The sequence below is a fragment of the Ruegeria sp. YTSA064 genome (assembly GCF_059610325.1).
The window spans coordinates 85,836-100,109 of the sequence record NZ_JBXWNK010000008.1 but is presented as its reverse complement, the minus strand read 5'-3'; the positions used below and the strand labels follow the sequence as shown (position 1 = coordinate 100,109).

At 55.6% G+C, this 14,274-nt stretch carries 13 protein-coding genes; 9 read left to right on the top strand and 4 right to left on the bottom strand.

Annotated features, from left to right (window positions below; all coding sequences use genetic code 11):
- Position 1: 1 nt before the first annotated feature.
- The 5 genes from AC2FI7_RS13500 to nusG all read left to right on the top strand — a co-directional run bounded on the left by AC2FI7_RS13500 (position 2) and on the right by nusG (position 3,816).
- Entirely contained in the window at positions 2–460 is a 459-nt protein-coding gene (locus AC2FI7_RS13500; RefSeq protein ID WP_010440969.1) for a FixH family protein, read from the top strand.
- A gap of 4 nt (positions 461–464) precedes the next feature.
- Positions 465–2,642, top strand: a complete 2,178-nt coding sequence (locus AC2FI7_RS13495; protein ID WP_496816181.1) for a heavy metal translocating P-type ATPase — start codon at positions 465–467, stop codon at positions 2,640–2,642.
- Positions 2,643–2,647: 5 nt separating this feature from the next.
- Entirely contained in the window at positions 2,648–2,806 is a 159-nt protein-coding gene (gene ccoS / locus AC2FI7_RS13490; RefSeq protein ID WP_010440972.1) for a cbb3-type cytochrome oxidase assembly protein CcoS, read from the top strand.
- A 79-nt stretch (positions 2,807–2,885) separates the two neighbouring features.
- Entirely contained in the window at positions 2,886–3,083 is a 198-nt protein-coding gene (secE, locus tag AC2FI7_RS13485) for a preprotein translocase subunit SecE (RefSeq protein ID WP_010440974.1), read from the top strand.
- A 199-nt stretch (positions 3,084–3,282) separates the two neighbouring features.
- Positions 3,283–3,816 carry a transcription termination/antitermination protein NusG gene (nusG, locus tag AC2FI7_RS13480; RefSeq protein ID WP_010440977.1) on the top strand — a complete coding sequence of 178 codons (534 nt, stop codon included), beginning with the start codon at positions 3,283–3,285 and terminating at the stop codon, positions 3,814–3,816.
- Between the two features lie 53 nt (positions 3,817–3,869).
- Here the strand turns inward: nusG and AC2FI7_RS13475 are convergent, their stop codons facing one another.
- The 3 genes from AC2FI7_RS13475 to AC2FI7_RS13465 form a co-directional block, all read right to left on the bottom strand.
- Positions 3,870–5,054 carry an adenylate/guanylate cyclase domain-containing protein gene (locus tag AC2FI7_RS13475; RefSeq protein WP_010440979.1) on the bottom strand — a complete coding sequence of 395 codons (1,185 nt, stop codon included), beginning with the start codon at positions 5,052–5,054 and terminating at the stop codon, positions 3,870–3,872.
- A 268-nt stretch (positions 5,055–5,322) separates the two neighbouring features.
- Complete coding sequence (locus AC2FI7_RS13470) at positions 5,323–6,195, bottom strand: alpha/beta fold hydrolase (RefSeq protein WP_238528782.1); 873 nt, start codon at positions 6,193–6,195, stop codon at positions 5,323–5,325.
- A gap of 306 nt (positions 6,196–6,501) precedes the next feature.
- The gene (locus tag AC2FI7_RS13465) at positions 6,502–7,719 is read right to left on the bottom strand and encodes a peptidoglycan-binding domain-containing protein (RefSeq protein WP_010440982.1); all 1,218 of its coding nucleotides are present in this window, start codon (positions 7,717–7,719) and stop codon (positions 6,502–6,504) included.
- A gap of 381 nt (positions 7,720–8,100) precedes the next feature.
- On the opposite strand from AC2FI7_RS13465, the gene rplK reads away from it, so the two are divergent.
- The 4 genes from rplK (at position 8,101) to AC2FI7_RS13445 (ending at position 13,162) form a co-directional block, all read left to right on the top strand.
- A complete protein-coding gene (gene rplK, locus AC2FI7_RS13460; RefSeq protein ID WP_010440985.1) occupies positions 8,101–8,550 on the top strand; it encodes a 50S ribosomal protein L11 in 450 nt (149 codons plus the stop codon).
- Between the two features lies 1 nt (position 8,551).
- Complete coding sequence (gene rplA / locus AC2FI7_RS13455) at positions 8,552–9,250, top strand: 50S ribosomal protein L1 (protein WP_010440987.1); 699 nt, start codon at positions 8,552–8,554, stop codon at positions 9,248–9,250.
- Positions 9,251–9,889: 639 nt separating this feature from the next.
- Positions 9,890–11,062 (top strand): glycosyltransferase family 32 protein, encoded by a 1,173-nt coding sequence (locus AC2FI7_RS13450; protein WP_496816180.1) that lies wholly within the window; start codon positions 9,890–9,892, stop codon positions 11,060–11,062.
- A 243-nt stretch (positions 11,063–11,305) separates the two neighbouring features.
- Entirely contained in the window at positions 11,306–13,162 is a 1,857-nt protein-coding gene (locus AC2FI7_RS13445) for an SLC13 family permease (RefSeq protein ID WP_496816233.1), read from the top strand.
- 9 nt (positions 13,163–13,171) lie between these two features.
- Here the strand turns inward: AC2FI7_RS13445 and AC2FI7_RS13440 are convergent, their stop codons facing one another.
- Positions 13,172–14,272: a Gfo/Idh/MocA family protein gene (locus tag AC2FI7_RS13440; protein WP_010440992.1), complete on the bottom strand. Its 1,101-nt coding sequence runs from the start codon at positions 14,270–14,272 to the stop codon at positions 13,172–13,174.
- Positions 14,273–14,274 lie beyond the last annotated feature (2 nt).

The following is a 14,274-nucleotide window of genomic DNA, read 5'->3' as shown; positions in this document are numbered from 1 at the left end:
AATGGCAGAGCGTCAATTCACTGGCAAACACGCACTGGCGGTATTTGTCGCGGCCTTTGGCGTGATCATCGCGGTGAACCTCGTGCTGGCCTACAGCGCGGTAAAGACGTTCCCGGGGTTGGAAGTAAAGAACTCCTATGTTGCCAGCCAGGAGTTCAACGAACGCTTGCAGGAACAGCAGGCGCTGGGCTGGGATATCAAGGCTGAGTTGGTCGGTGGATTGCTGGTATTGCGCATCACCGATCAGACTGGTTCACCGGTTGAGGTGGCTGAATTGCAGGCCGTCGTCGGGCGCGCCACCCACGTGAAAGATGACTTCTCACCTGACTTCACCTTTGACGGCATCACCTATGCCGCCCCAGCTGCGCTGGGTAAAGGTAACTGGAACATTCGCCTTGTGGCAAAAGCGAAAGACGGTGCCGAGTTTGCGCAACGCGTGCCGCTTTATGTGAAGGGTTAGAGGGATGACAGCGCAAGTTACCCCAGCTCGGGCAGCTTGTCCCGGTTGTGTCGCGACCGCGGCGGAACCGGCCCGGCTAATCCCCGAGGACGTGCAAATCGCGCTGTCGCTGCCGGGTATCCATTGCTCGGCCTGTATCTCCACTGTCGAGCGCGAGTTGAATGCTCATCCCGGTGTGGAGGGTGCGAGGGTCAATCTGACGCTGAAACGCGCGATGATCAAAGCGAAACCCGATACACGTGCGGCTGATCTGATACCAGTGCTGGAACGTGCCGGTTTTGAAGCACACGAACTGGATCCGGGTGCCCTGTCGGCCACGCAATCGGATAAGGCTGGGCGCGATCTTCTGATGCGGCTCGCGGTTGCGGGATTTGCCTCGATGAACGTGATGCTGTTGTCGGTTTCGGTCTGGTCTGGTGCCACCGACGCGACACGCGACATGTTCCACTGGATATCGGCAGCGATTGCCTTGCCTGCGATTGCATTTTCGGCCCAACCTTTCTTTGCCAACGCCTGGAGCGCGCTGCGCGTGCGCCGGTTGAATATGGATGTGCCGATTGTTTTGGCGATCCTGCTGGCGCTGGTCACCTCGCTTTGGGAAACTGCACTCAGCGGTGAACACGCTTATTTTGATGCGGCCTTGACGCTGACATTCTTCCTGCTGGCGGGCCGGTATCTTGATTATCGCACGCGCGCCGCTGCGCGATCGGCTGCCGAAGAGCTTACAGCGCTGGAAGTCCCCCGCGCCATTCGTCTGGTGGATGGTTCAGAACAGGAGGTCGCCGTCACTAACCTGCGCGTGGGTGATCTGATCTTGGTTCGTCCCGGCGGGCGTATGCCGGTGGATGGCGAAATTACCTCTGGCCGGTCCGAGCTGGACCGATCGCTGCTGACCGGGGAAACGCTTCCTATCTTTGCCGAAGCCGGGCTGCGTGTCAGCGCTGGCGAGGTCAACCTGACCGGCCCTTTGACCATCCGTGCGACCGCGGTCGGCGAGGATACCTCGCTGCACCGTATGGCCGATCTGGTTGCCATCGCAGAGTCGGGCCGGTCACGCTATACCTCGCTGGCGGACAAGGCGGCCAAGCTTTACGCGCCGGGGGTGCACATCCTTTCGGCGCTCAGCTTTTTAGGATGGTATATCTATTCCGGCGATATTCGCACCGCGCTGAACATCGCAGCGGCGGTTTTGATCATCACGTGCCCCTGCGCATTGGGGCTGGCGGTGCCAGCAGTAACCACAGCGGCCTCGGGCCGGTTATTTCGGAACGGGATGCTGATCAAACACGCCACCGCCCTTGAACGCCTTGCCGAGGTGGACACGGTGGTGTTCGACAAGACCGGCACGCTTACTTCAGGGACGCCCGAGCTGACCAATCTCGGCGATCATTCCCGCGCTGATCTGGAAGTCGCGCTGGCATTGGCTGAGGCCTCTTCCCATCCGCTGTCGATTGCTCTTGCAAAGGCGGCGCGTGGGGTCGGGATAAAGCCTGCGATATTGCGTGATGTGGTTGAGGTGCCGGGCTATGGCACCGAAGGCATGTATCAGGAACAGCGCGTCCGGCTGGGTCGTGCAGCCTGGGTCGGAGGCAAAGATTGTGAGCAGACCGCAGCTTGGCTGGCCATAGGGTCGCAAACCCCGTTGCGCTTTACATTCACGGATAGCCTGCGCGCGGGTGCCGCCGAAGCCATCGCCGCGTTTCGGAAGGCGGGAAAAGACGTCATCCTGATATCCGGCGACACGCACCCCGCAGTTCAGGCCTTGGCTGACAAGCTTGGCATCCAGAACTGGATCGCACAGGCCTTGCCTCAGGACAAAGCCGCCAAGGTGCAGGACCTGAGCGATCAGGGTCGGCACGTTCTGATGGTCGGCGATGGGCTGAACGATACGGCCGCACTGGCGGCAGCGCATGTATCCATCTCTCCTGCCAGCGCCTTGGATGCCGCACGGGTGGCGTCGGATATCGTGCTGCTGGGCAACGATCTGTCTCCGATTGCCGAGGCCTGCGAAACTGCTGTCAAGGCGACGCGCCGGATTCGCGAGAACTTCCGCATTGCCACTGTCTATAACGTGATCGCTGTCCCGCTGGCCGTCGCCGGATTGGCAACCCCTCTGATCGCAGCCTTGGCGATGTCGACCTCGTCGATTACGGTGTCACTGAACGCCTTGCGGCTGAGGTAACCCCGATGGAAGTGCTTGCTTATCTGATCCCGATTTCGCTGCTTTTGGGCGCAGTTGGTCTTATCGCCTTTATCTACACCGTGCGCTCGAACCAGTATGAAGATCCCGAAGGTGATGCGCGCCGCATCCTCAGCGACGAATGGGATGACAAGCCCAAGCCCTGACGCGGTGCCAACAGCCCTTGAAATTGCCGCAATGCCCGGCTATGTCCGGCCCATCCGCAAGCAGAGAGATTGTAGCCTCATGGCAACCACAAACCCGATCCAGTTCATTCAGCAGGTCCGAGCCGAAGTTGCAAAGGTCGTCTGGCCGACCCGTCGCGAGGTGCTGTTGACCACGGTCATGGTGTTCATCATGGCAGCGCTGACTGCTGTGTTTTTTGCACTGGTCGATCTGGGCATTCGTGGTGGTCTGCAACTGGTCCTGGGCGCGTTCAGCTAAGCCCGTTCGGGGCGGGTGGAAACGCCATTGCCCCTTGCACAGCGCGCCGTGTCAGAGTAGGTGACACGGAACTATTCGGAATGGGCGTGCGGCGATTCGAGCTGCGCGCCGCTTTTTATTCCGGGTGACGTGATAGAATTTCAATGACGGTGCTTCGCCTGGTTCGAACGCGCCAAAGGCAAACAAGGACGACAGGTTCATGGCGAAACGGTGGTACTCGGTCAGCGTTCTTTCGAATTTCGAAAAGAAGATCGCAGAGCAGATCCGCACGTCGGTGGCTGAACAGGGCCTTGAGGACGATATCGACGAAGTTCTGGTGCCCACCGAAGAGGTGATCGAAGTGCGCCGGGGCAAGAAGGTCACCACCGAACGCCGGTTCATGCCCGGCTACGTTTTGGTGCATATGGAAATGTCGGATCAGGGCTATCATCTGGTCAACTCGATCAACCGTGTCACTGGATTCCTGGGCCCGCAGGGCCGCCCGATGCCGATGCGCGATGCCGAGGTGAACCAGATCCTCAACCGCGTTCAGGAAGGTGAAGAAGCGCCCAAGCTGATGATCACCTTCGAGGTTGGCGAGAAGGTCAAGGTCAACGACGGCCCGTTCGAGGATTTCGACGGTATGGTCGAAGGTGTGGACGACGAAGCCCAAAAGCTGAAAGTCTCGGTCTCGATCTTTGGCCGCGAGACCCCGGTCGAGCTGGATTTTACACAGGTTACCAAGCAGAGCTGATTGGTTTCTTTGAACCACCGGATGGGGTGCCTTATAGGCACCCTTTTTTGCGTTTACGGGCCACTCAACTGCCAAACGGTTTGATCTTCGCCAAACCCCTTGAGTGATACGGTCCCGACCGGTTCGCAGAGTTTCGGCAAAAACGCTGCGGCGGTTTCGGATAGGACGTGATCGCAATTCAGTTCTGTCGCCGCCGACACAAGTCTGGCTGTCAAGTTGACATCGGGGCCGATGGCCGTGAAGTCCAGCCGATCACCGCCACCTATATTGCCATAGTGGAAACGACCGTGATGGATTGCAGTCCGTACGCCAAGCTTGTGCTGGAAATCGGCATTGGTCAGCGACGCCAAACCCTCGCGGACTGCTGTAATGGCGGCTGTGATCTGTGTGCTCGGAGTAAGGTCCGAGTTGGTTGGGAAGATGGCAAAAAAGCCGTCGCCCATGAATTTCAGAATCTCTCCTCCCTGATCCATTACTGAAGGAACAAGGCAGTCAAAGCTGTCATTCAGCAGCCTAACCAGTGCATCGCCGGATACAGAATTTGAAAGATGTGTGAATCCCTTGAGGTCTGCAAACAGTATAACGGCGTCGATTGTGTTACCATCACCGCGATGCACCTTGCCATCCAGTATCTGCGCGCCGCTGTTACGTCCAACATAGGTCGACAGCAGGTAAGTCGCGTCGAGCCGAAGCATATAGGTCTCGGTCAGGCGCGCGAGCGGACCGCGAACCCGGTTCAGGACTGCCAGATCTCGATCTGAAAACCCACCGGGTGTAGCACTTGACCAAGTGCAGACATGAGTATCGCCATTGAGATAGATCAGCGGCTGCGCCAGGTAGTCCGTGAATCCCTGCTCGCGCAGTTCGCTGACGATAATGTAGTCCTGAGGGCAGTTTGGATCTTCCAGATGGCGACGGATGGATTGCTGACGCTCGATCACGTGCGGCAAGGGGTTATCGGTATAAATAGCGGTAGTAAACAGTTGTGACGGCGCATCGACCCTGTCGACGCCAGCGCCCGCTTTCCACAGGAAACGCCGGCCCATCAGATTGGGGTGTAGCGTCCAAATGAACAAACCGAACCGATCAATGGCCACATCAGCGTCCAGCAGACGCGTGCAGATACCTTCAATAATCTCGACCGCATTTCCAGCCGGTCGGGCTCCGTCAACCATCCACTCGATCAGAGCATCAACCTTGTTCTGTTGCTGGTTCGCTTCGGATGCTGGGGGCAACATAAGCCTCTCGCGATAGAATGCTGGGTCAGGTTCGTTCCGCGTTAGATAAAATTGTGGCGGTCTTAGTCCGAGACCGCAAGTAGCACGCGAAGATAGTGCTGCGACTAATGGAATAGACTATCAGGGACTGGTACGTGATCGAACGGGTCTCAAAATCGATCTTTGGCCAAATAACCCAAACATATTGGGATCTCCGTAGGCTGCCGCGCCTGTTCGGACTCTGCCTGAGAAAATCAAAAGCGGTGCCCGAGGGCGCCACCTGTTTCTGCTATCGGTTCAGCCATTCGTTCAGACTGGCAAAAAAGGCATCCTGCTCTTCTATGAATGGGTAATGGGCAGATTTTTCGAAAACCACGACTGTGGCGTTGGGCATCAATGCGCCAATTTTTTCGGCCCCAGGACCGGGAGGCGTAATGCCATCATGCTGACCAGCCATGGCAAGAGTAGGCACAGTCACATCAGGCAGTTTATCCAGCATGTTGAATGTGCCCAGAAGAGGGCCAGCGGCATTCCAGGCCTGATATTCATAGACGGTTCGATCATCCAGATCCGCGCCAGTATCTTCAGGATATTGCTTGAAGTAGAGCTTGACGACTTCACCCCAGGTAGACCGCCAATCATCATTGTCGGCCATGGGCTGGCTGAACAACTTCCCAAAAGCCGCCATTTGCTCGTCTGGCCCGGAAATCGTTGGCGCATAGTCAAACGCGGGGACCGTATCGATCAATACAAGCCCCTCCAGCCGATCCGCATTTTGAGTGGCAAAGTCCTGGGCAATAAAACCGCCGTAGGAATGGCCGATCAGCGTGAATTTTTCATGCCCCAGGTGATCCATCAGCCCGGCGGCATCTGATACCAGGCGGTCAAAGGTCATTTCAGAATATTCGTCGGGTCTGCCCGAGCGACCATTGCCAAAATGGTCATAGTAAATAACCGTATGCGTATCGGACAATGTATCGAAATAGGGTCTCAGGTAATCATGGCTCAGGCCGAGACCGCCATGCATCATCAGAATTGGCGGCCCGTCTCCGACGGTTTCATAATACATATCAGACCCATTGATCTCGGCGGTTTCTCCGTGCGCGGTGCCGACCGACGCTGCCAGCACGGCAATTGCCATTGCTCTGCCTGTCGTATTCATCATTGATCTCCTCTTTTTAGGCGGTTGTCGGTTCAGCACTTTGGATGGACAATCGATAGCACAATATTCCACAAAAAACGCTTGGCTATTTGAAAAACGGGTGAATGTATCAAAACTCCGCCCCAATGTATTCAGCGTTAAGCGTAGTTGCGGTCACAATAATTGGGGAGAGGCTTTCATCCCAGATTGAAAGGCGCGCGATCACGGGATGAGCCATGCTACGCGACCGGAATAAACGCCGCAACGCAGCTAGCGACGCGGCGCGTTTTGAAACCTACAGGGGCCGATACCGAATTGCGTATCGTCTTATTGCGACTGGATCATAGCCGCGCGCAAAAGTTGTGGACGGTCGGTCTGGGACGGCAGGAAGACAGCCTGTGAACCGGCATCCAGTGCCGAAAGGCTCGCATCATACCACTGCATCGCAAGATCGCGACGCTCCTGCACGCCAAATCCTTCGCGCAAGTGGTGGCCCACCAGCTCTCCATAGGCGGGTTCACCCATCGCAACCAGCATGAGCGCAGAGCCAACGGCGGTATCCATGTTGTCCTGACGGTAGCCCATCGCCAGACAGACCTTGCTCGTCGCAGCGAGATCCGCGGGGCTCAATCCAGAATCCAGCGCCATTTTGCGAACCTGCGTTTCAGCATCTGTTTTTGAGCTGATAGACAGGGCGTCAACTTGGGGTGCCAGCATCTCACCATACGAGGCACATTGGGCAGATACCTGATCGGGTGTCAGGCCCTGGATATCCTGCATCAGATCCTCACCACGCGCCATCGCATAGCTGCGGGCAAGGCAAAACTGCTCGCTGAGTGCAAAGTCGGCATCCGTCATGTTCGAAAGCGTTGTGTAGCCTCCGTTGGTCGAGGTTTGCAGCATGACCCCGCTGCAACGATTTGCCAGCGATGGACCTCCGGTGCCGCCGGAAAACAGAGTCGGCAGGCTCGCAGATGCTGTTTCAGTGGTGTTCGCTGCGGCTTCGGTATCTTGGGGCTTGATAACCGGAATAGCCTGAGCTGGAGCCTGAGGTGCCGCAGCCAGAGAAGATCCTGATTGAACCTGTCGGCGGTACTCCATCAACAGCGGTTGACCCGAGAGCTGGGTGGCGGCCTGTCCACCGCTTGTCGCCCAGTAATAAGCCTGCTGCAGGAAGTCATATTGATAAGGCTGAAAGTCATGCCCATTTACGGGATAACCCATTGAGGCCTGATAACGTTCGATGGCGGAGCGCGTGCCACGCCCGACCTGACCGTCAACACGACCGGCATTGTAGCCAAAGTAATTCAGCGCCGTTTGGGTTTGCGCCCCTTGAGTGGTGGATGGGATGCCCTGCCGGTAGGTTCGGGTCGCTGTCGATGACTGTGTCTTCTTTTTTTGCTGATCTTTGCCAATAAGATATCCAGCGACCCCTCCGACGACAGCACCGCCGATGAAATCCCCAGCGTCAGCGCGCGCATTCTGAGGGGCTATTGCTGCAATAGAAATAGCGATACCCAACGATAGAATAAAACGAATGATCATAATCAACCTCCACTCAAAAATCACTAATTTCGCTGAGTATAGCACAGCTAAGCACGCGCGGGTGAAACCGGCGACAATTGGCTGATTGTGCGCGGAGTATCTGGAATTTCTGTCGAACTATGGGATAGTTAGCTGTTCACCCGACGTTGGTGGCGAGACCGCTCATCCATAGAACTCACTCTCGATGCTGCGAAGCGCGATTCGATATGGCCCAATTGGTCGCCAGTCACTTGCCAATGTCTTCGTTCCACTGTAAACGCCGCCCCTATCGTCTTCGGGCGAGATTCTCTCGTGGGAGGTTACTGAGATCGCGATCTTGGGCCGGACCACGCAACATAATCTGGGTGGGACGCGTCCCGCCTAAGTTGAAAGGAAAACCAAATGGCCAAGAAGCTTGCTGGTACAATGAAACTGCAGGTTCCTGCAGGTCAGGCGAACCCGTCGCCGCCAGTTGGTCCAGCGTTGGGTCAGCGCGGCATCAACATCATGGAATTCTGCAAGGCGTTCAACGCCAAGACCGCAGACATGGAGCCCGGCGCTCCGTGCCCGACCGTGATCACCTACTATCAGGACAAGTCCTTCACCATGGACATCAAGACGCCGCCCGCGTCTTACTACCTGAAAAAAGCGGCTGGTTTGAAGCCGGTTGGCAAGCGTAACCGCCCCCGTGGCGCGGAAAACCCAGGTCGTGAGACCGTGGCAACCGTGACCTCGAAGCAGGTTCGCGAAATCGCCGAAGCCAAAATGAAAGATCTGAACGCTAACGACGTCGAAGGCGCAATGCAGATCATCCTGGGCTCGGCCCGCTCTATGGGCATCGAGGTGAAGTAAGATGGCAAAACTCGGTAAACGTACCCGCGCTGCGCGCGAAGCTGTTGCTGGCAAGGAAAACCTGTCGGTTGAAGAAGCAGTTTCCCTGGTCAAAGGCAACGCAACTTCGAAATTCGATGAGACCATCGAGATCGCTCTGAACCTGGGCGTTGACACCCGTCACGCAGACCAGATGGTTCGCGGCGTTGTTGGCCTGCCGAACGGCACCGGTAAAGCGATGCGCGTTGCTGTTTTCGCTCGCGGCCCGAAAGCTGACGAAGCAAAAGAAGCTGGCGCAGATATCGTTGGCGCAGAGGACCTGATGGAAACTATTCAGGGCGGCACCATCGAATTCGATCGCTGCATCGCAACCCCGGACATGATGCCGATCGTTGGCCGTCTGGGTAAAGTGCTGGGCCCCCGCAACCTGATGCCCAACCCCAAGGTTGGCACCGTGACCATGGACGTGAAAGCGGCCGTGGAAGCAGCCAAGGGTGGTGAAGTTCAGTTCAAGGCGGAAAAAGGCGGCGTTGTGCACGCTGGTGTCGGCAAAGCGTCCTTCGACGAAGCCAAGTTGGTGGAAAACGTCCGCGCCTTCATCTCGGCAGTTGCGAAAGCCAAACCGTCGGGCGCCAAAGGTACATACATGAAGAAAATCGCACTGAGCTCGACGATGGGCCCAGGTGTTACTTTGGACGTGGCTGCTGCTGCTGGCGAATAAGTTCTTCGAAATACTCTCGGAAAACCCGGCCAACAGGTGTTGGTCGGGTTTTTTGTTCCGCGTTGCCGCTGCATTGATGTCACAAATAATGCCGACAAGTTGGGAGATGGTTTCGCTATTAGACTTTTGCGATAGAAAAGGTCCAAATTTCGATTCTATCAAGAGCGTTCCATGCGTCCGAGCAAATCTCCAAAAGAATTGCGGCAGTTAAAGCGTCAGATCGTCCAGTATCGGAGGGACATAGGTAACCAACTATTTAAGGAACGTGGTGGATACGTCATGGGCGGCTGCCTTCGCGGTTTCCGGTTGCTTGAAGAAAGCAGTTGGGGGCAAGCAGATTTGTTCACGAAATTGCTGGGGATCTACGAACAACAAAATCAACCTATTTTCGTGGAAAGCACAAAGCCGATACTCGTCGATCTTGGGGCGGCAGATGGCTATTGGGGCGTTGGTTTGGTGCAAGCGGGCCATTTCGAGCGAAGCCTATGTTTCGAACAAAGACGCAAAGCTCGACAGATCATCCGTAAGACCCTGCACGTGAATGGTGTTCGCAACAGGGTCGAGATTGCTGCCACCGCTACGGACACGTCAATTCGCGAACTGGTGTCTACTAGGTATCAGCCTCAGGATTTGTTTTTCTTGATTGATATCGAAGGCGGTGAGTTCGAACTTTTAACCTTCGAATTTCTTAGTGAATTCAAGTCTTCAGAGTTTCTGATCGAGTTGCACTCCAGTGGCGTTTGGTTGGGCAACGAAAAAGAAGAAAGGCTAGTTCGCGACGCACAGGTCTTGTTTGATGTCGAATTGGTTGACGATACAAAACGCGATCTTTTGCAGCTTCGGAATGAGTTGCATATGCCAGATGATTTGACTTGGGTGCTTGCATCCGAGGGACGTAGATACCCAATGCGTTGGCTGCACTTAAAGCCAAAGAAAAAGCCAAAGAATGCCGCGTTGCCCAAGAAGCGAAGCGAGCAAAAGAAGGACCAAAAATTTGGGACACTCTGGATGGGGGGTGAGCCGGGAAAACTGGAACGTTCTTGCCTCAATTCCATGAAGGACTTTGGTTATAATCCTATTGTCTTTTCTTACGAGCCGATCCGAAACCTGCCAGAAGGGGTGGAGTATTTTGATGCGAGAGAAATATATGAGCCAGGCAGGGTCATTCGGCATGTAAGGCACAAAAGCCCAGCGATACACGCAGACATATTCAGGTATCATTTGGTTAGTAAGACCGGCATGATCTGGCTTGATACCGATATGTACATGGTCGCTTCGGCCGAGAGGCTCATGGCTTCGGCTGAATCTCGTGCAGGTTTTTGTGTTGGATGTGTTTTGCCGGATCTTCCAAGGCATCAAACGTATCATTCACTCGTGAATAATGCGGTTTTTGGGCTTCCGGCGCATAGTAAATCGCTTGCTCTGTTGGGAGAGGTGTTCGAGGAGGACCGTTTGGCCTCTGAGGCCTGGAAGGATTCGCCGGCACTTTTGGGATTGAACGCGGTGGTTGAGGCGCAACGAGAGAAACCTTTTGGGCGCTTGCGTTGGGGGTCAACTGGCCCAAGAGCTTTGACGACTGCATTGAATATGTCAGGCGAACGCAAATACGCTCATGACAGCACCGCATTTTACTATATTTCCAGTCGAGAAATACCTACGTTGTTTCAAGCAGGAACCCGGCTTTCAGATTTGGTGACACCCACCACATTTGGGTTCCATTTGTGGGGTCGAGATTTCCGCTCTGCTTTGGCCGAGCTTGATCCAAATGTTCAACAGTGCGCTGCCCGCGACATACTGGAGTCAGCTGTTTGACGGAACGATTAGCGACCATCCACGCTATTCTACAAAATGGCGATCTGCCTTTGGCGCTAATTGCGGGGTGTTTGTATGTTCAGGTCTCTTGATATGGAGGTGGGTAGAACCTGATAATGGTTTTGATTTTGCACAAGGATCACAAATACCATGACAGACACCGGGCAATTGCCTAGAAATGTTAATTAAGTTTACGATTTAAGCCCGGTGACCCCAGTGGAGCAATTGGCATTTACCTATGAGATGGCCGTGGTGTCGGGGCTTTTGGCGTTCACGGTTTTCTTGTTTGTGTCTGAAATCGTCCGGATCGATCTTTCCGCTATTCTCGTTTTGGTCATTGTCGGTCTGCTGAGCTATGCGCCCGGCCTTGAGAATCTGGCAGATGTACCGCATCTGTTTGACGGATTTGCGTCGAATGCGGTCATTTCGATCATTGCAGTAATGATCGTTGGTGCGGGGCTGGACAAGACGGGGCTGATGAACAAAGTCGCCTCGGTTATCCTGAAATATGGTGGCAAGTCGGAAGGACGGGTTTTGCCCATCATTTCAGGTACCGTCGGTGTCATCTCGTCATTCATGCAGAATGTCGGTGCCGCGGCTTTGTTCCTTCCTGTGGTTAGCCGGATCTCATCTCGATCAGGGATCCCGCTGTCGCGATTGCTAATGCCGATGGGGTTTTGCGCCATATTGGGTGGCACGATGACCATGGTGGGCTCTTCTCCGCTGATCCTTCTGAATGATTTGATTCAAACTGCGAATGAGGGTTTGCCTGAAGCACAGCGTATGGAGCCTTTTGGGTTGTTCTCGGTCACGCCCATAGGTGCGGTGCTGATTTTGACGGGTATCGCGTATTTCCTTTTGCTGGGGCGATGGGTCTTGCCGGGTGATTCAGGTTCGGAAAGCACCGGTACCGGGCGCGGGACGCAGGAATATCTTCAGCGGGTTTATGGGCTGAAGGCCGACGTGTTTGAGGTTGTTGTACCGGCCGACAGCCCTTTGGTTGGGCAAATTCTGGCGGATATCAATTTCGAAAATCACCTCTATATCATCTCGACCTTTTATCGCGGCAAGACCTCGATGGTTCAGGTGTTGACAGCCGAAATTGCCGCGCCATGCCGATTGGCGATTGTGGGGCGGCGTTGGGTTGTCGAAGAATTTGCCGAAAAGTACGGGCTGACCGTGCTGCCGGATCTGGATGTGTTTGTCGAAGAGTTTGCACCCACAAATGCCGGGGTCGCAGAGGTGGTCGTGACGCCCGAGAGCAAGCTGATCGGCAAATGCCCGAGGGAGTTGCTGTTTCGGAAAACTTACGGAATGTCTCTGCTCGCCATCCATCGGGGGGAGGAAACGCTAAGCCATGTCGAAACAGAGACACACGAATCCACGCAAATCGGTCTTGAGAAGTTCAAGGCCGGTGACATGTTGGTTGCCCATACCCGTTGGGATAACCTGATGCGGATCAAGCGTGACCCGGATTTTGTTGTGGTCACATCTGATTTCCCGCAAGACGAATTACGCCCGCAAAAGGTTGGCTGGGCGCTTTTGTTTTTCGTGATCTCTTTATCGCTAATTCTATTCACAGATGTGCGGTTGTCGCTTTGCCTGCTGACGGGTGCTGCGGGTATGATGCTGACCCGCGTGTTGAGCGTGGACGAGGCCTACCGCGCGGTCGGGTGGAACACGGTCTTTCTCTTGGCCTGCCTGATCCCATTGGGGCAAGCGGTGCAGAATACGGGAACTGCAGCATGGATTGCGCAACAGATCATGATCATCCTGGACGGATGGCCAATCTGGGCGCTCCAGGCCGGTGTAGCCATTCTGGCGACAGCGTTTTCGCTGGTGATGTCGAATGTCGGGGCCACAGTTTTGCTGGTGCCCCTTGCGGTTTCAATCGCGGTTGCCGCCGGTGGCAACCCCGCTGTCTTTGCGTTAACCGTCGCGATTTCGACCTCGAACAGTTTCATTATCCCGACCCATCAGGTCAACGCGCTAATCATGGGGCCCGCAGGGTACAAGGTTATGGATTTCGTGCGTTCCGGCGGCGTCATGACGATCATATTTCTGTTCGTCTCGCTGTTGATGCTAAACGTGATCTTCTAAACCTGATGACTATCCGGACAGGTTGATTGTTTGGCCCTGTTCGGATGCTTGTTGCGCCGCAAGACCGATGCGTACGGCCCAAATCCCATCACCCAGAGAGACCTCGGGTTTGGCGCGCTCACCCCGGATCAACTCCAGAAAACCTTTGTGCTGATAATAGGTCGAGCCATTGTGATCGCCAGCCGCCAGCAACTCGGGGTCGACCGGAATCTCACGTTGGATTGGGCCTTTCGGTGCGCGGGGGCTGATGATCAGCTGTGGTACCGGCGCGTCGCCCAGATGTTCGGGCCAGAACCGGCCCGGGCCGGGCACAAGCGCTTCGATCTTTGCTTCGGGTCCAATGGCTGAGATTTCTTCCTGATACCGCGACCCCTCGGCGAACATGCAAAGCTCGAGCATCGCCCGCGCGCCTGAGGCGAAATCGACAATGACATAGCCGTGGTCCAGAATATCCGGAGTATCGCCGTTATAGTCTTCGTCCAAGTGATTGACGGCTTGGCCACCGCTTGCCGAAACCCGAACCGGATCTGATTGCAGGATCAGGCGCATGAGATCGAAGAAGTGGCAACACTTTTCAACGAACGTACCGCCGGTGTTGCGGTTGAACCGGTTCCAGTTGTCGACCTTTTCAAGAAACGGGAAACGGTGTTCGCGGATCGAGAGCATTTTGATCCCACCACTGGCGGTCGCTGCTTTATCGATGAGCACCGCAATAGGGGGCATATAGCGATATTCCATCGCCACCCAGATCGGGTGAGGGTAAATGCGATCCAGTTCCTCAAGCCGGGCAAGATCGGCGGGGTCGGTGAATAACGGTTTCTCGATCAACAGGGGCAGGGGGCGGGTTTCCGCAATCTCGGCCAGTTGATCGACATGCAGGTGGTTGGGGCTGGCGATGACCAGACAGTCTAGGTCACTGACCGCCAGAAGGTCCTGAATGGAAGATGCTATCTTCGCATCGGGCGCAATCGCCTGCGCCTTTTGCGCCATCTCCGGGTCAGGTTCGAAGATTGCGGCGACGCGTGTGCCCTCAAGCAGAGCAATGTTGTGCAGGTGTTCCTGCCCCATCATGCCGCATCCGATCAGCCCGTAGTTGGTGGTCCGGGTCATGC